Source organism: Rothia sp. HMSC067H10, from assembly GCF_001810635.1.
GTDB lineage: Bacteria > Actinomycetota > Actinomycetes > Actinomycetales > Micrococcaceae > Rothia > Rothia dentocariosa.
Map to the genome: position 1 here is coordinate 673,801 of NZ_KV802317.1, position 20,382 is coordinate 694,182.

Here is a 20,382-nt window from a genome sequence, read left to right on the forward strand (position 1 = left end):
GCGGCGCGCGCTTATCACCATTGTCTATGGACGCTTCCGAATAATCAGTACAGCAATAGCACCGATAATAGCAACGCCAAGCACAGATACGCCCAGCCATGGGAATTCCTGCCCGTACGTTACTGTTGTGTTGCTGGTTTTATGGCTATCTGCCTGTGTCTTTGCGGAGCTAGAGGCCGACGCGCTGCTCTTCACACTGCTGGATGCAGAGGCGCTGGCGGTCTTCTTCTGTTCGCCCTTGTTAGCGTTCTGGTCGTTTTTCTGATCGGAGGAATCTTTATTCCCGCCCTCGTCAGCCTCAGCGTTCAAACGATCATACTCTTCTTTAGAGATAGGGTTGCCATCAGCATCAAGATAGACGGTCTCTTGCTCAGATGAACCACCGTTCTGTGCCGAGTTACCGCCATGATCTGCGGATCCGTTATTACCTGAATCTTCAGTACCGCCATTATTGCCGCCACCGTTATCAGGTTCTCCAACAGTAAATACAGGGCTCTTATTGGAATACCGTCCACCCGTATTACCTTTATTACGACCGTTGGTATCTTTACCTCCACCTTCTCCCGTTGCAAGGAAGCGAAGCGTATGATCACCGGAGCCTGCGTTAGAGAGCACAAATGAACCGTTTAGGTTCCCCTTGCTATCCGTTGTTTGTCTATGCACGACGCCGTCATCATCTAATTTGACGGTAACCTGGGTGTTTTCGGGGAAGCCTGTCAAAGTGAAGTTAACTACGCCTCCGGGAGTCACATGAGGACTTACAGTTGAGCTAGTTCCGGGAGTATTCTCTGATGCTCCTCCAGGCGGGAGCGCATTCGCAGTTCCCATCCCCAAGCCAAGACTAAGGGATATTGCCGCGCAGGCAGTGAGCGCCTTTGATACTGTCTTTGTGGTTCGCATGAGTTTCCTCTTCTGTGCGACTAGTGGTAGTTTATACCGGTTCCCTCCCCACCAATGGTGTGGGAGGGAACCCTAATGTTTGAGTGTGTATATTTCCTCAGGTGTGAGAGGTGATTACGCCCTCTTGCGGAAGGTTAGTGCAAGCACCAAGATAATCAGGCCCGCGATAGAGAGCAACACGTTATTTGCGTTGTTTGCAAACCAGCGCGAGAAGCCGCTAAGCTCAGCGCCAATGATATTGGGGGCGCTATTGCTGTCGGACTGTGTTGCCGCGGTAGTTGCATTGCCCTGGGTACCGTTTTTACCGGGCGCGGCCTTGGCCGTGCGGGTTTTCTTGGGTGCGCTCTTGGCTTGGGCACCGCTGTTACTACCGTTCTTTGCGGCAGCTTTAGCGCGTGCCTGCACACGGTTGATGAGCGTATCGTTTTCCAGTTCAGCAGCAGCCCCAAGAGAAGCCTGCTTCGTAATGCTGCCTTGACGGGCTGTAAAGTTGATTCCGGAGCTCTGGGTGGGAATAGGTGCCACAGAGCCATATCCTGATCCGTTGTTACCCAACCCTGCGTCATAGCCGCCTGAGCCAGCAATCTTAACGGACAACGTCACCGAATGCTGCTCGTCGCCCTTCTGTAAACTGCCGGTCAGGAACGTGATATCGTGAACGGTGCCCACGCCCCATTTATCGCTATTTGGGAACGGCAAAGTATAGGTAAACTTGCCATCAGCATCAGCCTGAATAATGGCCACAACGCCACGAGACGCATAGTCTTTACCCTTATAGTTCACGGCGTGGTCAAGTTTAATGTCACCGCTATCGTATTTAACGGCGATAACACTGTAGGGGCTCCATCCAGAACCGTTAACGACGATTCCCTGACCGTGGTTCACAGTCTTAGGACCGGTTATGGTAGCCTTACCGTCGGATACAGTCTGGGTCTCAACGACAGGAGCAGGTGCAGTAGGTTGAGGCTCTAGTTTCTTGGTGTCATTAGCTGAAGGGTTACCTGGCTGCTGACCGTTATCCTGCTGACCGTCATCCTTTGGGTCCTCGGCAGTGGCAGGAGCATCACCTATGGTCACGTTGAGAGTTACCGAATGCTTCGCAGCGTCGCCCTTTTGCAAACTGCCGCTTAGGAAGTTAATCTCGTGCTGTGAACCGTCCGTCCACTTCTCAAACCCGGTTGAATTCTCAGCGTTCGGGAACGGCAGCTTTGCGGTGAACGTACCATCAGAATTAGCCGTAACGACGGCTACAACGCCGCGTCCAGCCCAATCATTACCGTCATACGTTACGGGATTCGTAGACTTGACTTCACCGCCGTCGTACTTCACGGCGATCACAGAACCGGTACCGTCGGCATTCTTCCAGCCGGTACCGCTAACCTCGATTTCCTGACCATTTTTCGCGTATTTCACACCGGTCACGGTAACGCCCTTGGACTCAACAGTCTGCGAGTTCTCAGAAGCGGCAGGCGCAGGATTATTTTCTGCCGCTTGAGGATCTGGCTTCTCTTCTGCCTCAGGCTGCTGCTCTGCTTCGTTCTTAGCAGCGTCGTCAACTTTGGGCTGTACCGGAGTTTCCTTAGCTTTAGGGGTCTCTTCTGCCTTCGGAGTATCAGCAGGAGTCTCATTCTTAGCTACCTCATCAGTCTGAGGCTGCTGTGCGGGTGTTTCTTCAGCCTTCGGAGCTTCTGCAGGGGCCTCGTTCTTGGGGGTTTCTTTCACCTGAGGCTGCTCAGGAGTCTCCTCCTTTGGAGTCTCTTCCGCTTTCGGGGCTTCGGCTGCCGGAGCTTCTTCGCCCACGGCTACTGTATGAGTTGCTGAGTGCTGCTCATCGCCCTTCTGTAAGCTGCCGCTCAGAAAGTTAATCTTGTGTTCTGAACCGACGGTCCAGTTAGCTTCAGCAGGGAACGGGATAGTTGTGGTGAAGTTACCGTTCTCGTCTGCGCGAATAACCGCTACAACACCCTTTGCTGAAAGATCCTTACCGTCGTGCTTCACTGGACTTGTGGGTTTAACCTTACCGCCATCATATTTCACAGCGATAACGGCGTTGGCACCCCACCCCGAGCCACTAATCTTAAGGCCCTGACCGTTCTTAATAATTGTGGAGCCTGCAACGGTCGCAGTATTTGTTTTCGCGGCGGGTTGTTCTACCTTACCTTGAGGCATTCTCTCGTTACCTTCACCCGGAACCTTCACAGCAGGATCCTGTGCCTGCACATTATTACCGGCTTGGGTGGGGGTAGCGTCCGGAGTTTGACCCGGATCTTCAACAGCAGTTGCGGGGGTTGTTACGCCGGGTGCAAGCAAAGCACCCGCAAGCGCTACCACGGCACTGTAGCGGGCGGCATGATGTGCGTGCTGTGTCATCGTTATGTTCCGTTTCGTGTATAAGGTTTTCAAGCTCTTTCAAGACAGCCCCAGGGGCATGTTGCTGTCTTTCAAAAGCATTTTGTGTATCTTCAGCGTATTCGTCGTTGAGTATTCAAGAGCCTAGATGCGGCACCTCCTCAAGCGAGGTGCCGCGTCTAAAATCTAATCCTACTGTCCCTGATTATTGTTTTGATTTTCGAGTAGTTTGCTGCGAACATCCGCAACAATACCATTCATCAACAGGGGACCACCGGTCGAGGTCCATTTAGAACCCTCAACCGTAATAATATGTTCGTTCTGGTAGGCTTTCAAATTTGTGAAGCCAGATGTGGCCTCTGCCTTCTTCAAAACTTCTGATGCACCATTGGCGCTAGCATCACCTTGAGCATTCGGATTCTTCTGGCTTGCGCCGCCCAAAGTACCGATAAACATGTAGTCGGCGTCAATATCCGAGAGGTTCTCCAAAGAGACCGGCTCTGAGTGACCCTGCCCTTCACGATCCTGTGCCGGGGGACGCTGCAGCCCCAAATCTGAGAGCACCTGACCGGCTGGGAGTTCCTTCAAGATCAGTGCAGGACCGTTACCCGCCCAACGCACGATCGAGAAGGTTTTATCACCGTATAGAGGTTCTAGTTCCTTCTTGAGCTGCTCAGTAAGTTTTTCGTAGTCTTCCTCAACCTTCTTACCCTGGTCTACCAGGTTAAGAGCATCCGCTACCCGCTCAAAGTTGATGGTCCAGTCGCCGCCAGCGTATCCGGTGTACACCACGGGAGCAATATCCTGCAGAGTCTTGTACGCCTCTGAACGTTTATCCACGCCTGTAGAATCAGCCAGAATAAGGTCGGGCGTGAGGGAGGCAACCTTATCGTAGTTAACCTCAGATACAGAACCGACAAGTGTAACGTCGTCTCCTACCTTATCTTTGAGGTAGTTAGGCACAGTCTGCTGACCGCGACCAGAAATAGCGCCTACGGGCTTAACGCCAAGTGCGAGTACCGCATCCAAAGTAGGTTCTGAGAGAACTACAACGCGCTGCGGTTTAGTAGGTACCGTAATTTCTTCCTCATCTACATTCTTAACGACGCGAATCTCACTTTCAGGAGATTCCGAAGAGTCAGAAGTCGTAGATTCCTGGCTGCATGCTGCAAGTGTAAATGCGGTGCCCGAGGCAAGCGCCATGCCTAGAAAGTTACGGCGATTTACCATGAATTGAGCTAGTGACGCTGGGTGTTCAAAAGACATATTTCTCCTAAGACAAATAAACTCTACCTAACCTTACCGTCATATATGCCCTACTTCAAGGAAAAACTCTCATGGTTAACGTTAAGAATCGTCAATCTTTTTACCGATATGTGGTTTTTTCATTGGAAATACAGGTTTTTATAGTCATTACATAAAGCTATAAAGACATTATGTCATCAAAAATATTTCACGCTTTAACCGTTTACAGCGTCACAATACGCGCACAATGCACTCAAATTTTTAAGAACAACTGCATCCATCAGAGAGATTTATCCCGGTGTGAGGATGTGACCTCCACGTCTTTCGTGCACTCTCCCCTAGAGAACGCAAAGCAGCAATCGCGGCCTGCGGATCTTCTGCCCCATACACCGAGCTGCCTGCAACGAAACATTCCGCTCCGGCTTCCGCAGCTCGCACAATCGTTTCCTCCGTAATCCCGCCATCAACCTGAAGCCGCACCGGGATACCGGACCCTTCAAGCGCTGATGCGGCACGACGGATTTTAGGCAAAGTGACATCAAGGAATTTCTGCCCGCCGAAGCCTGGTTCCACCGTCATAATCAGGAGCATATCTATTTCTGTGAGTAGATCGAGGTATGGTTCTACGGCAGTTGCCGGGCGTAATGCCAACCCAGCTTTTGCCCCGGATTCTCGCAGAGTACGCGCTAGCTTAATAGGTGCGGTAGCCGCCTCCGCGTGAAAGGTTACCGATTCGCTGCCCACGTCGGCATACTGGGGAGCCCAACGATCAGGATCATCAATCATCAAGTGCACGTCAAAAGGGACGGGCGAAACTTCGCGCAGACGCTTAACAACCGGAGGTCCCCACGTCAGATTCGGTACAAAATGGTTATCCATCACGTCAATATGTGCCGCATCCGCAGTCGAAATGCGTTCCAACTCGTGCTGTAAATTTGCAAAGTCGGCAGAGAGTATAGACGGATTAATAGCAACAGACATGAGAAAACCTCCTCAACATGACATACGGATGTTCGGATAACAATAATCGCCGCACTAAAAATACGGTTGTATTGCGCGATTCTAATTCTTACGGAAAAGCGCGAGGAACATAGCATCAGTACCATGAGTATGCGGCCACAGCTGTGCAGTCGTTGATGCTTCATCAAGAATATCTTCCTGACGAACCGAGGAGGATTTTTTAAGGCGTACCTGTGGACGATAGCCGGGAGCCTTATCGCCCGCAAGAGTACTTTGTCCTTCAGCGCTCGGCAGGGCAACGCTTTGAAGTATCGACTGTGTATCCAGCAGACGCACTTTTCCAGTCTCCAGTATCTCCGCAACAATATTTTGAGTCTCAGCAGCATGCGGTGAGCAGGTTACGTACGCGATCACACCGCCAGGCCGCGTAACTTCACACGCAGCCTCCAGAAGCTGACGCTGCAGAGGAAGCAAATCGGCAATATCACGCGGGGATTTACGCCAGCGTGCCTCCGGACGCCTGCGAAGGGCACCTAGCCCCGAGCAGGGAACATCAACCAGCACACGGTCAAATTTCTGTTCCGGCTTGATGCCCTCGGGTAACCGCTCAGCATTTTGTGCAAGCGTTTGGGAGATCTCACGCCCGTCCCCGGTGAGAACAACATACTCGTTGTGAGAAAGCGGCCGTAAAGATTGTGAAACCAGTTTTGCACGATGCGCTGCCGACTCATTTGCCACCACCCGAGCACCACGCTGCGCGCCCAAAGCCGCCAACAGTGCAGCCTTACCGCCCGGACCGGCGCACAGGTCAAGCCACGCAGAGTCTTGCCCTTCAAGAGGAGCTGCAGCAAGCGCGCGAGTAACCAGCTGCGAACCTACATCCTGTGCACGCACGGTACCCTCGCGAACACTTTCCAACCTGCCCAAATCGCCAGCAGAATATAAAGCGGAGTCCTCCACCAGTTCGCCCTCTACCGCGCCTTTCTCGAAGGCTTCCTGCAGGTCGCCTATTCCGGGAAGCGCTATAAGGTTTACCACAGGTGCCTGGTTATCGGCGTCAAGAAGTTCCTGAATTTCGGCCGGAGACCTGCCATGAGCCGCAAGCGCTTGACGCATGGAACGCACAATCCAGGTTGGATGCGATTTTGCGAGCGCAAGTTTTTCGGTGTCGTCCTTAGCATCAGCTTCCAGACGGGCGTACCATTCCTCACGGCTGCGTTCGCTGACGCGACGCAGCACCGCATTCACAAAGTTCGCGGGACCGCCGCCGATCTGTGCGCGGGCTAATGCGACGCTTTGGTTAAGAGCTGCATGGGCGGGCACGCGCATGCTCAAGAGCTGATGAACGCCCATCCGAAGTACGATCAACGTAGTTGTACCGATTTTCTCTAGCGGACGATCCGCACAATGCGCCAAAATGGCGTCGTAGGTGCCTTGGCTACGCAGGGTTCCGTAGGTGAGTTCGGTAGCAAAGCCCGCATCCCGATGATCAAGATGATGGGCACGAATCATGCCGGGCAACACGAGATTTGCGTAGGAGTCGTTTTGCGCTACCGCATTGAGAACCTCAAATGCGACGAGGCGCGCGGGGTCTGCCGAGCGTGAGCGCTGCGAGGGCGCGGTTGCAGAGAAATCACGGGATGAAAGCTGCTTACGGTTGCGCTCATGTCCGCTCTTATTGCGCTTGGAAACACCGCCTCCGCCGCGTTTCATGCCATCGTGGGAGCGCTGGGCGCGTTCGTTTCGGCGTTGTTCGCTGGTCTTACCATCAAATCGTTTCGATGATGCCCCGCGATTTCGCGGATTCCGTGAGCCATTCTTGTCGTTATAACGTCGCTCTGTCATGAGAGCATTACCTTTCCTTCGGCGAGGTTATTACCGAGACCGCGTGCCCAGGCGAGTGCGTCCATCATTTTTTTACCGGCAGGTTGTACACGTACCAGTTCTAAAGCGCCATCCGCCGTACCCACATAGAGTTTTTTACCACGAAGTTCAAGCTGTCCAGGAGCCAGAGTACCGGCCTGATCGCTCAGACGCGCACCGCCGATCTTGAGTCGGTTCCGCGAAAATTCACACCAGGCGCCGGGTTCCGGGGTTACTGCGCGAACTTGAGCAAGAATTTTGTGGGCGCTTTGGGTGAAGTCTATGCGCGCATCGGCGTTGGTCACCTTTGCCGCGTAACTGACGGATTCGTCCTCGTTCTGTGCGGTTCCGTGCTCGCCTGCCTCAAGCCGTACAAAGGTATTCGCCAACAGCTCTCCCCCGCTTTGCGCCAAACGTGTGAGAATGCTCCCGGCAGTATCATCTTCCGTCACCAGCGTGGATTCTTCTTCGAAAACCGCGCCAGTATCCAACCCGGCTTCTAGAAGGAAGGTATTTGAGAAAATCTCGTTTTCTCCCGCCATAAGAGCACGCTGTACGGGTGCGGCCCCTCGCCACGCAGGCAGCTTCGAAAAGTGCAGATTAACCCAGCCGTAGGGAAGCATGTCTAGTGCTTGCTGGGGCAGAATTGCACCATATGCGACCACGGCAGCAGCTTCGGCTCCCAGAGGGGCTATCTGCTGTTGGGTCTCCGGCAACCACCGGTTCGCTTTAACGATAGGCAGCCCGAGCTCTTCAGCGCGTTGTGCTACGGGTGAGGGGGTCAAGATGCGCTTTCGACCTACCGGCGCATCCTCGCGCGTGAGCACTCCAACAACCTGAACCCGGGGGGACTGGACAAGCGTATCGAGAGGATACACGGCGATCTCAGGGGTTCCCGCGTAAAGAATTTTGAGGGTCATTGGTGCCTCCTTAAACCTAGTGGAGTACGGTACATCTATGCGCTGAAACTGCCTAGGGAAGCACCGAAGCTGCCGCCAACCCGCATTGCTCGTTCGGCAGAGGTCTGCGCGGTCACCTGGTTGTAGTCTACGGCTCGGATGGCGCGCATAACCCGTTTACGATCTTCGCCGATAAGGCGGTCAATAAAGAGCTTGCCGTGAAGATGATCGGTTTCGTGTTGGAGCATACGTGCGAATAGTCCTTCCCCTTCAAGCACTAGGGGCTTTCCCGTCTTGTCTACGCCTCTCACTCGTGCCCAGTTCATGCGCGGAGTATCCGATTTCATGCCGGGTACCGACAGGCATCCTTCCCCTCCCTCTTGAGGCTCCGTTCCGGTCTCAAGTACGGGGTTGATAATATATCCTTCGCGGTCGTCAATACCGCCAAAGGTAAAAATTTGTTTGGAGATACCAATCTGAGGCCCAGCCAGCCCGACTCCTTCAACGTCGTACATGGTGTCAAGCATATCGTCGATCAGTTTGGCAAGTTCCCGATCAAAAACGGTGATAGGTTCACATTCGCTGCGAAGAACGGGGTCGCCTACGGTGCGGATACTCAGAATTGTCATATGTCTCCCTGACGCGCTTGTTATGGTACGCAGATATGCTCCGATTAGGGTGAAGGGCTGTCAAATACCAGCATTCTATTGTACCGGCTGAGGTATTCGTCCAAATAGAACACTCGTGATTATTTTGTTTTTCTTCTACCGGGTTTACTAGGCTACCTGTGTGTGATCTCCCGAAGGTGGTTGACCTGCCACGGGAGGCGGAACTACCGGCATGAGCGCGTCGTCCGGGAATTCGTGAACTGTACGGTTATATTCCCAGACCCTCCGCAGTGCACAGAATTTATACCAGTTCTGTTCAAGAATCTTTGGATTTGCCTGATGCGGCACCACCTGCGTTTCGCCCAGCGCCACACCCATCAGGATGGGGGCATCACCGTATTTCCAGGGTTCCCAGGTTCCCGCGACAGGGTCTACCAGCGATTCTTCGGCTTTGAGCCCGGCAACCAGCTGCATAACCACCTTGTCGTCAAGGGGTTTAACACGCCCTCGCCGGTCGGTGCCTTTAGTTTTATAGTCAATAATGCAGGTTCGTCCGGCAATCTGGGCGACAAGGTCCAGCGTTCCGGCGTAACCTACGGACTTATTCCAGATAGTAATTTCTGCGGCGAGTGGTTGAGGGCGAAAAGCGTCCCACCATTCATCGAACCTATCCGCATAGGCTTGTTCGCCGTTGAGGATAAGCTGTTCTCGACATTCTTCGACATTGTGTTCCGCTCCCATGGCGCGTAACGCAATATTCTCGGCGTAATTATGTACCCTGTCACCGCGCTCGGCTGCAGCATCTCGGTACCGTTCGGATGCGGCCGCCGCGTCACGAATAATAGCGTACTTGAGCCCCGAGGATCCGGCAGCACGATAAGCTCTCTGGTCTTCGAGAGCAGCTTTTGCAGCCATATAGCCGTGCCATCCGCTCATATCGGTAGCGTGCTGACCGATAACGGTTGTGATGGAAGGAACTAGCAGCTCTCCGCCGCGTTTACGGGAGTACATGCGGCCGTAATCGGTTGGATTTGCTAGTTCTGGTGCTGTCACCGAGTACCTTCTTGATCTGCGGATAGTGATTGGGGCTGTATACAAAAACCCCCGTTGTGGATGTACAAACGGGGGTGGCTCGTGCGTGATACTGGGTTCGAACCAGTGACCTCTTCGGTGTGAACGAAGCGCGCTACCACTGCGCCAATCACGCCTACAGGTAAACACTATACCGAGTGGGAAGATAGCGCGTCAAATATGGGTTGTTGCCCTTGTTTGAGGTGTCAGAAGGGCATTTGGCGTCCCGTTAAAAGCAACAAAAAATCCCCAGATCTCCGTGATCTGAGGATTATTCCTAGTGTGACCCCAACCGGATTTGAACCGGTGTTGCCGCCGTGAGAGGGCGGAGTACTAGGCCGCTATACGATGGGGCCATAGCATCGAGTGATGCTCGCTGGGGTACCAGGACTCGAACCTAGAATGACGGTACCAGAAACCGTTGTGTTGCCAATTACACCATACCCCACTATTTCATTATGTTGTTCCGGTAAAACCTCAACGATTTTCGCCGCAACGAGTAATAACTATACCGGTGCTTTGTTGCATCATGCAACTTCGTACCTTGAGATGGTCGTCACAAAAGTTATACCCCGCTTCCAGAACCTCCGAATGCACGCCATTCGGGTGAAGGCATCCAAGAGATGCCTTCACCCGACGCATACATGTTATTCAAACGGCAATATAAACTTACCGACTAAGCAACGATAGTTATCTCACCTGCTATGCGCTATTTTGCGGGTGCGGGCACTGAAACCTTCACGGAATCGAAATTACCCATGTAACGCATCATATAGGCTGCCATAGCATCGCGCTTGACCGAGTCATGCGGACGGAACGTACTATCAGGCCAACCGGTGGAGAGCTTCGAGAACTGGAACCACGAAATTTCCTTGGCAAAGGGGTTTCCCGAAACATCCGTAAAGGTTGCTTTCTGCTGAACTTCCGGGGATCCTGCGGCACGATAGAAGAAGGCCGCCATAGCCTCGCGGTTTATTGAGTCTTCAGGACGGAAGGTACCGTCTTCCCAACCTGTCGTAATACCGGTTGCCTTCAGCCACGCAATTTCCTTATAGAAGGGGTGGGTTGTAGGAACATCGCTGAAAGGAGATTCCGCGGGTGCCTCAAATTCGGGAGAACCCGCCAGGCGATATAGGTACGCTGCCATTGCTCCACGTTCGATGCTCTCCAAGGGATGGAATCCGCCATCAGGGTAACCGGTTGTGATGCTCTTCTCCCCCAGCTTGATGATGTCGTTCTCAAAGAGATCGCCAGCAATATCGTTATACGACACGTTGGTCAGGGTCCTGTTGTCGCCGCCCGTCAGAGGGACGGGGTAACCCGCAAAGGTTTCCTGCTGCGGGGTGATCTGCTTGACCTCTACCTCTGGATTTTCCGCTGTCATATTCTCCGGGGTAACCTTCATCTTGGTAATAGAATCAGCAGTTTCTTCTTTGGAGGTTAGAGTTCCCTGGGCGTAATCCATGCCGAAGGGAATGGTCGTATCGGGAGCAAAACCATCCTTATTAGCGATATAGACCTCACCATCAGTACCCAAGGTAATATCGTTGGCGCCCTTAGACGCTGACTGCACTTCTCCAATAAGACGATCAGCGCGACCATCAATCACGCCAACCTTACCGGTAGCAAAATCCGTAACGTATACGAGGTCACGATCTTCATCGTTGACGAGCGAAAGTGCCTGCTTACCGAAAGGAATAGACTTCTTATATTCTCCAGTCTTGAGGTCATACACGGTTACCCCGGAATTACCCTTAGACTCGCCGCTTTGACGGTCATAACTTCCCTGCGCGGAAACGTAGATCTCCTGTTCAGAAACATCAATGGCAATATCGGAAGGAAGAACATCAACGCCTTCGACATCAGCGTGGGTCTGGATTTCCTGCAAAACCTTAAAAGTGCTCGTGTCAATCACATAGACTTTGCCGGTGGTACGCTCGGGAACGTAGAGTTTACCATTATGAATAGTGGTATTCATGCTGATGTAGCGTTTACCTTCTTCGTCTCCACCCACTTTGATCTTCTCGACCTTACGGGTCTTCAGATCAATGGCAGACACAAAGAAACGGCCCGTTACGAATGCTTTGCCGGAGGCAGCATCCACCTTTACCTCACGCGGATGCTCGATCCAATTTTCATCTCCCTCTTGAGCGCCGTAGTTGGTCCACAAGAGATTGAGATTATTTTGGTCGTACACAGACACAGCGTTATCACGAGTATTTGTAACCCAAATGCTGCCATTCTCATCATCCACATCAATACCAAAAGCACCCAAATTCTTATACCCAGCGTTGTATCCGGTACCGGCTCGGGTGATAGGCAGGGTAGCTATAGCTTCTATCTGGAGAGTCTTCTCATCCAGACGCGCAATAGTCGACGTGGACATATCACGGTTAGAGCCAGCAATGAAGATCTTGCCGTTCTTTGAACGGCGAATCTGATACTGCCCCGGAATCCCCTGCACCTGTTGAGCCTGAGCAGCGGTAATCTGTTGCGGAGCGGAAGGTTCTACCGCAAAGGACACGGGCACTGCAAAAGGTGCCCCCATGAGCGACATGGAAAGTGCCCCAACGGTAGCTGCTTTGAAAGGCTTACGCTGAGCTGTAGTTAGCAAAAGAACCATATAAACTCCCTGAGAGAATGACGGACACTAAAAATTAGTTATCCTATAGTTAAAACTTAGGGTAGGGGTACCTAAGAAGGTGTACCCCTATATTCACGTCTTTCCTCCCAAAAAGCAATAGAAATACCATCTATGACGTTTATTTTCTTAGAGACTTATCGTCATCAAAATCTTGGGAACGCAGCATATTCCCCGTTTTTTCTTCGAAGAAGCAGCAAACATATACGCCAGCACGCTTTCATGAGATATACAAAAAGCCCTGAAGATTACTTCAGGGCTTTCTCAGAGCGGTTGACGAGACTTGAACTCGCGACATCCACCTTGGCAAGGTGGTGCTCTACCAACTGAGCTACAACCGCAATATTCTGTTTTCACAAAATAACGAGCCGGAACCTTCATTCATTCCGACGCGCTCACAGGTAAATACTATACTGTACCGTTTGATAACCCGCAACTCTTACACGCATAATTCTTTTCATGATATTCTCCAGCTCACTATTTTCCTCAGACCTACATCATGCTGACTAGGGCTTATAGACATGAGAGCAAGCACGTATATTTTCTATATGATGCCCTTTACAGGCGTTTAGAGCACGCCAATACGCTGCAGAATGTTACAAGTTCGAGGATTCCTGCCGGCGATGATGCTGATGTCCCAGGTGATGCGCATGCTCAGCAGAAGACTCAACGGCAGCATCCGCGATGGATTCCGCACGAGAATTACGTTCGGAACCCGTACCGACCCCAGTGCGGCGCTCCCCTTCGCTGGGCGTTACTCCATCCTCAGTCATCTCATCTACCATGCGGATCAAGAACGACTTCGCATAAATAATGCCAAACCCAAAGAGAAGCGCGGCCAGAACCCAAATGACGAAGGTTACCCAGTCCCAGTGACCGCCCAACCAAACCTTCACGCCTATGTAAACTGCCAATGCTACGGCAGACATGATGGCGGCAAATGTTACATCGCGTCGAGTCATGCTTTATCCTCCTCACCAATTTCCAGCCGCTCTTGGGCGTTTTCTATGGGTTTGTCCCCCACCAGGGCTTCACCTCCCGGCTGGTGGCCGCCTGCTTCGCGTTCACGTGCAATCTGTTCATCATCAAACTTAGCTTCATGATACGCCGCGAAATACGCTAAGGCGCTGGCTAACACAATTATCACAATGGTCCAGATAGATCTCACTGCATCCGCAATAGTGGCAATAAGCAACACAATTGATGCATTCGCAAATGCCATCACGGTTCCTTTGCGCAAAGCACGCACAATGTATTTGTTATGGTTCACCTTCACCTCCCACGATGCACGACCGTATAACCAGCATAAGCCGAGAGCCCTACATTCCTCTAGCGCACAATGTGTAGGCGTCTCTTGCGCGCAGAAAAACCCGGTGGCTCGCGCAAACTCGTGAACCACCGAGTTCTTCTTTTCAAAAAAAGATACGGCTATGCGTTCGGGCTACGCCCCGAGCTCAGCAGCCAAAGCCCGCACACGGTTGAGAGAAGATTCCTTCCCCAGAATCTCCATGGATTCAAAGAGCGGGGGCGAAATACGCTCACCCGAAACGGCGATACGCACCGGCCCGAATGCCAAACGCGGTTTGATCTCAAGCCCCTCCACGATAGCGGAGCGCAGGGCAGATTCGATACTTGCCGCATCCCAAGATTCGAGGGGTTCAAGCGCTTCTAAAGCGGCGGCAAGAACCTGAGGGGCAGATTCTTTGAGCTGTTTACGAGCATCATCGGCAATTGTAATCTCTTCATCAACTTTGAAAAGGAATGCCAGAAGCTTCGGGGCTTCGCCCAAGAGCTGCATACGTTCCTGTACCAAGGGAGCAGCCTCTGTCAGAATCTGCTCTTCACGTGCTGAAAGTTCCTCACCAACAACACCAGCGGCCTGCAGATAGGGCACCAGGCGGTTTCGGAAATCGTCCGCCTCCAAACGACGAATATGATCGCCGTTAATAGCTTCTGCCTTCTTGACGTCAAAACGTGCCGGGTTGCCTACCACATCGTGAATGTCGAAGTGAGCCACTAGGTCATCGACTGAGAAAACGTCCTGATCTGCGGATAGTGACCAGCCCAGCAGAGACAGGTAGTTCAGCAGACCTTCCTTGATAAAACCGGCATCGCGCAGCAGGAAGAGATTCGATTCGGGATCGCGCTTCGACAGTTTCTTATTACCCTGCCCCATCACATAGGGAAGATGCCCAAACTCGGGGATAAATGTGGTAACGCCCGTATCAATCAGTGCCCGGTACAGTGCAATTTGGCGCGGAGTTGAAGACAATAGATCTTCGCCGCGAAGCACGTGGGTTACGCCCATCAAAGCATCGTCCACAGGGTTCACGAAGGTATACAGGGGGTCACCGCTAGAACGCACTACGACGTAGTCCGGGACAGACCCGGCTTTGAAGGTAATCTCACCACGCACAAGGTCGTTGAACGTAATATCCTCATCGGGCATACGCAAACGCCATACGGGTTTACGGCCTTCGGCGCGGAAAGCCTCTTTCTGCTCATCGCTCAGGTGACGATCATAGTTATCGTAGCCGAGCTGAGGATCCTGCCCCGCTGCTTTACGGCGTTCCCGCACCTCATCGGGGGTCGAGAAATCCTCATAGACATACCCGCCCTCAATGAGCTTCTCAAAAACCTTTTGGTAAATGTCCTCACGTTTACGCTCAGACTGACGATACGGTTCATGAGGGCCGCCTACGCCCACGCCTTCGTCCCAGTTAATGCCCAGCCAGTGCAGACTGTCGAGCACTTGGTTGAACGATTCTTCCGAATCTCGTGCCGCATCGGTATCCTCAATACGGAAAATGAGCTTACCGCCGGTATGGCGCGCATAAGCCCAGTTAAACAGGGCTGTACGTACCATGCCCACGTGCGGGGTTCCGGTCGGTGAAGGGCAAAAGCGTACGCGAGTTTCGCGTGGATCGTGCAGATTGGGACCGGGATATTCGGTCATAGTAAGTTTTCTCCTGAACTTGTGTATCTCAAAATCATGCTGCTGTGCGGCCTATAGCGCTGAGGAATCTATGTTTAGCACTCTCAGCCTAAACTGGGCTCTAACTGCGGATACGGGTTACCAGAGACCCGACGCCTTCAATCTCGACCTCAGCCTCATGACCATCGCGAAGAACGCTGGTACCCGCAGGGGTTCCGGCCAAGATAATATCTCCTGGAAGAAGCGTAAAGATCTCAGATGCGGCGGACACGAGCTCCGCCACCGAGTAGTGCATATCAGAGGTGTTGCCTTCCTGCACCACGTCACCATCAACCCAGCTCGTGATATTCAGCGAGTCGGTATCAAGCTCCGTTTCGATCCAGGGCCCCAGTGGGGTTGAGCCGTCAAAGCTTTTCGCACGAGTCCACTGCGTGTCCGCCTCCATAACGTCACGTGCCGTCAGATCGTTGGCTACGGTGTATCCAAAAACGACCTCATGCACACGTTCCAGCGGCACCGACTTTGCAATACGACCGATAATAACCGCCAGCTCGCCTTCAACGCTGACCGCCTCAGAATACTCGGGGAGAGTCACTGGATCACCAGGGCCGACTACCGTCGTATTTGGCTTGATGAAAAACTGTGGGGCAGCAGGAGCCGGGGTACCCGCCCAATTAGCAAGAGCACCAATCACCTTGGAGCGTGGAATGATGGGGGCAAGCAGGCGAACGTCCTCAAGCTGATAAGTCTTCGAGGTGGTTTCAACACCGGAGTAAAACGGATCGCCCGCGAGAACATGCAAAACTTCGCTGCCCTCCTCTCCTTCAACCACACCATAATGAAGATCGTTATCTACGGTAAATCGTGCAATACGCATACCTTCTAGAGTACCAGTCATTCATACCCCTCTCGATACGCAAAAAGTGACTTTCCGATTGAAAAGTAGAGCTTATCGTCGGAAAGTCACTCTCTGCACGTTTTACGGATGCGCCCGGGGCAGTACCGGGTGGTTATTAGACGAGGCGGGTCAGCCAGCCATGACGGTCTTCTACCGTACCGGTCTGAATGCCCACGAGTTCTTCACGCAGGCTCTTGGAAATCTCACCAAATCCTTCGGAAGCCGCTGGAATCTCAAAATCAGCAGCCTTGAGCTTTCCGATAGGGGCGATGACCGCTGCGGTACCGCAGGCACACACCTCTGTAATATCGCCGGATGCCACACCGTCACGCCACTCGCTGAGGGTGATGGGGCGTTCCTCAACAGTCATTCCGCGATCCTTCGCCAGCTGCAAAATTGAGGAACGGGTAACGCCCTCTAGAATAGTTCCGGTAAGTTCGGGGGTTACCAACTTATTCTCTTTACCGTAGATGAAGAATACGTTCATGCCGCCCAGCTCTTCAAGAGCATCGTTGCGGTGCGGGTCTTTGAAGATCACCTGTTTACAGCCGTTTTCTTCACCTTCAAGCTGGGCGATCATGGCGGCAGCATAGTTACCGCCGCATTTTGCGGTGCCAGTGCCGCCTTCACCAGCGCGGGCGTACTTCGTGGACAGCCAGATATCCACCGGCTCGGGGGTGCCAAAGTAGTTACCGGCAGGCGACCCAATCACATGATATTCCACGTGACGAGCAGGGCGAACCCCCAGATATGCCTCAGTCGCAATCATAAACGGACGGAAATAGAACGCTTCTCCCTCACCGCTGGGAACCCATTTTTCATCCGCCTGCACCAGCTGTTTCAGGGATTCGATAAAGGTCTCTTCGGGCAGCTGAGGCAACGCCATACGATGCGCCGAGCGGTTTAGGCGCGCCGCATTCTTCTCGGGTCGGAATGTCCACACTGACCCATCCGAATGACGGTAGCCTTTAATACCCTCGAAGATTTCCTGGCCATAGTGAAAAACCGCAGCGGCGGGATCTAAACTGAGCGGACCGTAGGCGTGCACCCGCGCATTCGACCATTCACCGCCGGTTTTATAATCACCGTTCCAGTCGATGCTGACCATATGATCCGTAAAATAGTCGCCAAACCCGGGGTCGGCAAGAATCTCGGCTCGTCGTTCGTCACTCGCGGGGGCGGGGTTCTTTTCACGGCTAAATTCAAGTGCCATGGTGTAATCCTATTCTGTCAATTCTCTCTGCCAATAGCATCGGCGGCGCGAACCTCAAGGTGGGAGGCAGAAGCGGCATCGCTTACGAAGCTCATCAGTGCGGCTTGTGACCACGCCAGTGGACGACGGGGAGGATGTGCCCGTTGCACATGTTTTAGAGTACCTGATGAATAGGCACAACGCACACGCAACTCACCGCCGCCCATATCGTGAAAATCGAGGGGGTGTAAGCTGCCTCAGCCTTAACTAGCTTAGGAACCCTAAGACATCGTTACCAACTTCGTCGGTGCCTCGGGTGCGGGTGCCGTTGGCGCGCATATCAGCCTCGACCGCTTCCTCAATACGGACTGCCGTTGACTCATAGCCTAAGTGCCGCAGAAGCATTGCTCCCGCGAGGATTGCGGCGGTTGGGTTTGCTTTGTTCTGCCCCGCGATGTCGGGGGCTGAACCATGCACGGGCTCAAACATTGAGGGGAACTCCCCTACCGCGTTGATATTGCCTGAGGCCGCGTAGCCAATACCTCCGGTCACTGCACCCGCCTGATCGGTCAGGATGTCGCCAAACAGGTTATCGGTTACGATCACGTCGAAACGTGAGGGATCGGTGGTCATGAAAATTGTTGCCGCATCAACATGCAGGTAATCGGTTTGCACTTCGGGGAATTCGCGCCCGATCTCTTCAAAAAGACGGGTGTACAAACGACCAGCGTGTACGAGCACATTTGTTTTGTGGATGAGGGTCAGCTTCTTACGGCGAGACCGTGCCAGTTCAAAGGCGTACCGGATTAGCCGACGAACACCGTGTGCGGTATTGATGGATACTTCGGTTGCGATTTCGGCATCGGTGCCACCGCGAATAGTTCCTCCATTACCCACGTAGGGCCCTTCGGTACCTTCGCGTACCACCACGAAGTCGATCTCTCCGGGGTTGCTCAGCGGCGACACTGCCCCCGGGTAAAGCCGTGCGGGACGCAGGTTAATGTAATGGTCAAAAGAGAAGCGCAGCTTCAAAAGCATTTCACGTTCGATCAGCCCTGAGGGAATCTTACCGCTGCGCGGATCGGCACCAATAGCGCCGAAAAGAATCGCATCGTGCTGTTTGAGAGACTCCATCGTACTCTCGGGTAGGGTCTCGCCGGTTTTAAGCCAGTGCTCGGCACCCAGTTTATAGTCGGTGGAATCTACGCGAATAGAATCAAGCTCGCAGGCGCGTTGAAGCACACGCTGCGCCTCGGTAATAATTTCAGGTCCGATGCCGTCGCCAGCGATCACGGCAAGGTTGATAGAACGTTCAGTAGTCATACCTCTACCCTACTGCTGGCACGAACAATTGCGCAGATTTTAGGCCATGATTCTCAGAGTATGGGCATATATATTCCCGCATAATCTCACAGTTTTGAGAGACCTCATTCCAGATTTCGTAGCCTCATGAATTACACGAGTACGCGCAGAATTCATCCTTTCGAGTGATTACCTGTTTTGAGGGCGAACGTTACACTTAACCCATGGATCTAACGAGCCGAATTAACAACTACATAGATAGGAACTACCGCTGGTTTAATATCACGGTAGTTGCTTTCATGCAGATGTTTGTTCTGCTCATAGCTCTTGCAATGTCCTATAAGGATAGCGGCATTACTTTTTTCATTGCATGCATCAATACGACCGCCCTTTATTTTCGGTACCGGCATCCTTATGGGTCAATCTGGTTTGTTCTCGTCTCCACCGCTCTCACTCTATTTATTCCGGATGTTTTGCCCGTTCACCTGTATTTTCCGGTAGGCGTAGCGGCTTATCATATCGGCAGGCACTGGAAGAAGAAGCTGCGGGTCCGCATGTTTATTGCGGGCTGGATTGGTGCCTTTGCGGTAGGGGTTCAGCTTTTTATTATGCTGCTTCCGCGGGGCGAACAATTTGCCGCTGTTATAAGCTCGATTATCATTACAACCTTATGCGGTGCGATTTATTCCGTGCTCTGGTTTATCGGTGATTCAAGGCGTACCCGCATTATTCGCCAGGATGAGCTTCGAGAGCGAGCGATGCGCCTCGAATTTGAGCAAGAACAGGAACGGCGTCTTGCGGCACAGGATGAACGCACCCGCATCGCCCGAGAAATGCACGATATTGTGGCGCATTCGCTCTCCAGCATCATCACGCAGGCTGACGGTGCCAGGTATGCCGCAGCCGCGATACGGACCACGACGACTCAGCCCGCCGAAGCGACTAACCTTCAGGAGCATAACGCCTCTATCGCGGAGCAGACGCTCGAAACTATTGCGGTCACCGCACGCGATTCTCTCACACAGATGCGTTCCCTCCTGGGGGTTCTTCGTACCGACGAAGACACCATGTACGCCCCAGCGCCTACAATTCACGAAATTCCCGCTCTGGTTGCGCAGGCTCGCAGGTCGGGAGTTAATATCGACTTTGCTGGCATTACCGGTACCATAAACGGCGCCCTCCCTCAGGGAGCTGATCTAGCGGCATATCGTGTAATCCAGGAAGCGCTCACCAATATCGTTAAACACGCCCGCGATGCTGAGATCGTTACTCTCTCGGCTACGTGGAAACGAGATGGCCTGTATTTGGACGTGTACAACAGCGCTCCGGCCCATCACAATAGCTCGGATGCTCCATATTCCTTCGTGCCGGGCAGCGGTAACGGTCTCTTGGGCATGCGCGAGCGCATCACAATGTATGACGGAACCCTGCATTACGGCCCGGATCTGCAGGGTGGTTTTAGCGTGAAGGCTTGGCTGCCGTACCGCGAAACGTAACAGGAAGCCAGTATTGTAAAAGT

General features: G+C 52.9%; 16 protein-coding genes and 4 tRNA genes. 1 reads left to right on the forward strand and 19 read right to left on the reverse strand.

Features of this window, described 5'->3' with window-relative positions; genetic code table 11:
* Positions 1 to 24: 24 nt before the first annotated feature.
* From HMPREF2756_RS09885 to HMPREF2756_RS09975, 19 genes are all read right to left on the reverse strand, one after another.
* Positions 25 to 900 (reverse strand): hypothetical protein, encoded by an 876-nt coding sequence (locus HMPREF2756_RS09885; RefSeq protein WP_070620781.1) that lies wholly within the window; start codon positions 898 to 900, stop codon positions 25 to 27.
* Between the two features lie 114 nt (positions 901 to 1,014).
* Entirely contained in the window at positions 1,015 to 3,270 is a 2,256-nt protein-coding gene (locus tag HMPREF2756_RS09890; RefSeq protein ID WP_070620784.1) for a hypothetical protein, read from the reverse strand.
* Between the two features lie 171 nt (positions 3,271 to 3,441).
* The gene (locus HMPREF2756_RS09895; RefSeq protein ID WP_070620787.1) at positions 3,442 to 4,515 is read right to left on the reverse strand and encodes an ABC transporter substrate-binding protein; all 1,074 of its coding nucleotides are present in this window, start codon (positions 4,513 to 4,515) and stop codon (positions 3,442 to 3,444) included.
* Positions 4,516 to 4,755: 240 nt separating this feature from the next.
* Positions 4,756 to 5,475: a ribulose-phosphate 3-epimerase gene (gene rpe / locus HMPREF2756_RS09900; RefSeq protein ID WP_070620790.1), complete on the reverse strand. Its 720-nt coding sequence runs from the start codon at positions 5,473 to 5,475 to the stop codon at positions 4,756 to 4,758.
* A gap of 81 nt (positions 5,476 to 5,556) precedes the next feature.
* The gene (locus HMPREF2756_RS09905; RefSeq protein WP_070620792.1) at positions 5,557 to 7,299 is read right to left on the reverse strand and encodes an RsmB/NOP family class I SAM-dependent RNA methyltransferase; all 1,743 of its coding nucleotides are present in this window, start codon (positions 7,297 to 7,299) and stop codon (positions 5,557 to 5,559) included.
* A complete protein-coding gene (fmt, locus tag HMPREF2756_RS09910) occupies positions 7,296 to 8,237 on the reverse strand; it encodes a methionyl-tRNA formyltransferase (RefSeq protein ID WP_070620795.1) in 942 nt (313 codons plus the stop codon). The genes HMPREF2756_RS09905 and fmt overlap by 4 nt, the downstream gene beginning before the upstream one ends.
* Positions 8,238 to 8,272: 35 nt before the next feature.
* Positions 8,273 to 8,845: a peptide deformylase gene (def, locus tag HMPREF2756_RS09915; RefSeq protein WP_070620798.1), complete on the reverse strand. Its 573-nt coding sequence runs from the start codon at positions 8,843 to 8,845 to the stop codon at positions 8,273 to 8,275.
* Positions 8,846 to 8,992: 147 nt separating this feature from the next.
* Entirely contained in the window at positions 8,993 to 9,877 is an 885-nt protein-coding gene (locus HMPREF2756_RS09920) for a cytochrome P450 (protein ID WP_048778248.1), read from the reverse strand.
* 82 nt (positions 9,878 to 9,959) lie between these two features.
* Positions 9,960 to 10,031: transfer RNA gene (locus HMPREF2756_RS09925), tRNA-Val, on the reverse strand.
* Positions 10,032 to 10,178: 147 nt separating this feature from the next.
* Positions 10,179 to 10,251 (reverse strand) — tRNA-Glu (locus HMPREF2756_RS09930).
* 20 nt (positions 10,252 to 10,271) lie between these two features.
* A tRNA-Gln gene (locus HMPREF2756_RS09935) sits at positions 10,272 to 10,343 on the reverse strand.
* A gap of 261 nt (positions 10,344 to 10,604) precedes the next feature.
* Positions 10,605 to 12,518, reverse strand: a complete 1,914-nt coding sequence (locus HMPREF2756_RS09940) for an S-layer homology domain-containing protein (protein ID WP_070620801.1) — start codon at positions 12,516 to 12,518, stop codon at positions 10,605 to 10,607.
* 286 nt (positions 12,519 to 12,804) lie between these two features.
* A tRNA-Gly gene (locus HMPREF2756_RS09945) sits at positions 12,805 to 12,877 on the reverse strand.
* A 255-nt stretch (positions 12,878 to 13,132) separates the two neighbouring features.
* Positions 13,133 to 13,498, reverse strand: coding sequence for a hypothetical protein (locus HMPREF2756_RS09950; protein WP_070448530.1), 366 nt, complete (start codon positions 13,496 to 13,498; stop codon positions 13,133 to 13,135).
* Complete coding sequence (locus tag HMPREF2756_RS09955) at positions 13,495 to 13,806, reverse strand: hypothetical protein (protein WP_246825918.1); 312 nt, start codon at positions 13,804 to 13,806, stop codon at positions 13,495 to 13,497. Before HMPREF2756_RS09955 ends, HMPREF2756_RS09950 begins: the two co-directional genes overlap by 4 nt.
* Before the next feature lie 171 nt (positions 13,807 to 13,977).
* The gene (gltX, locus tag HMPREF2756_RS09960) at positions 13,978 to 15,492 is read right to left on the reverse strand and encodes a glutamate--tRNA ligase (RefSeq protein ID WP_048778995.1); all 1,515 of its coding nucleotides are present in this window, start codon (positions 15,490 to 15,492) and stop codon (positions 13,978 to 13,980) included.
* Positions 15,493 to 15,592: 100 nt separating this feature from the next.
* Positions 15,593 to 16,348 (reverse strand): fumarylacetoacetate hydrolase family protein, encoded by a 756-nt coding sequence (locus HMPREF2756_RS09965; RefSeq protein WP_070621088.1) that lies wholly within the window; start codon positions 16,346 to 16,348, stop codon positions 15,593 to 15,595.
* Positions 16,349 to 16,484: 136 nt separating this feature from the next.
* Positions 16,485 to 17,582: a branched-chain amino acid aminotransferase gene (locus tag HMPREF2756_RS09970; protein WP_070620807.1), complete on the reverse strand. Its 1,098-nt coding sequence runs from the start codon at positions 17,580 to 17,582 to the stop codon at positions 16,485 to 16,487.
* Positions 17,583 to 17,828: 246 nt separating this feature from the next.
* Positions 17,829 to 18,884, reverse strand: coding sequence for a 3-isopropylmalate dehydrogenase (locus HMPREF2756_RS09975; RefSeq protein ID WP_070620810.1), 1,056 nt, complete (start codon positions 18,882 to 18,884; stop codon positions 17,829 to 17,831).
* Positions 18,885 to 19,162: 278 nt separating this feature from the next.
* Between HMPREF2756_RS09975 and HMPREF2756_RS09980 the strand changes: the two genes are divergently transcribed.
* On the forward strand, positions 19,163 to 20,359 hold the full coding sequence (locus tag HMPREF2756_RS09980; protein WP_246825919.1) for a sensor histidine kinase: 1,197 nt from the start codon (positions 19,163 to 19,165) through the stop codon (positions 20,357 to 20,359).
* Positions 20,360 to 20,382: the final 23 nt, after the last annotated feature.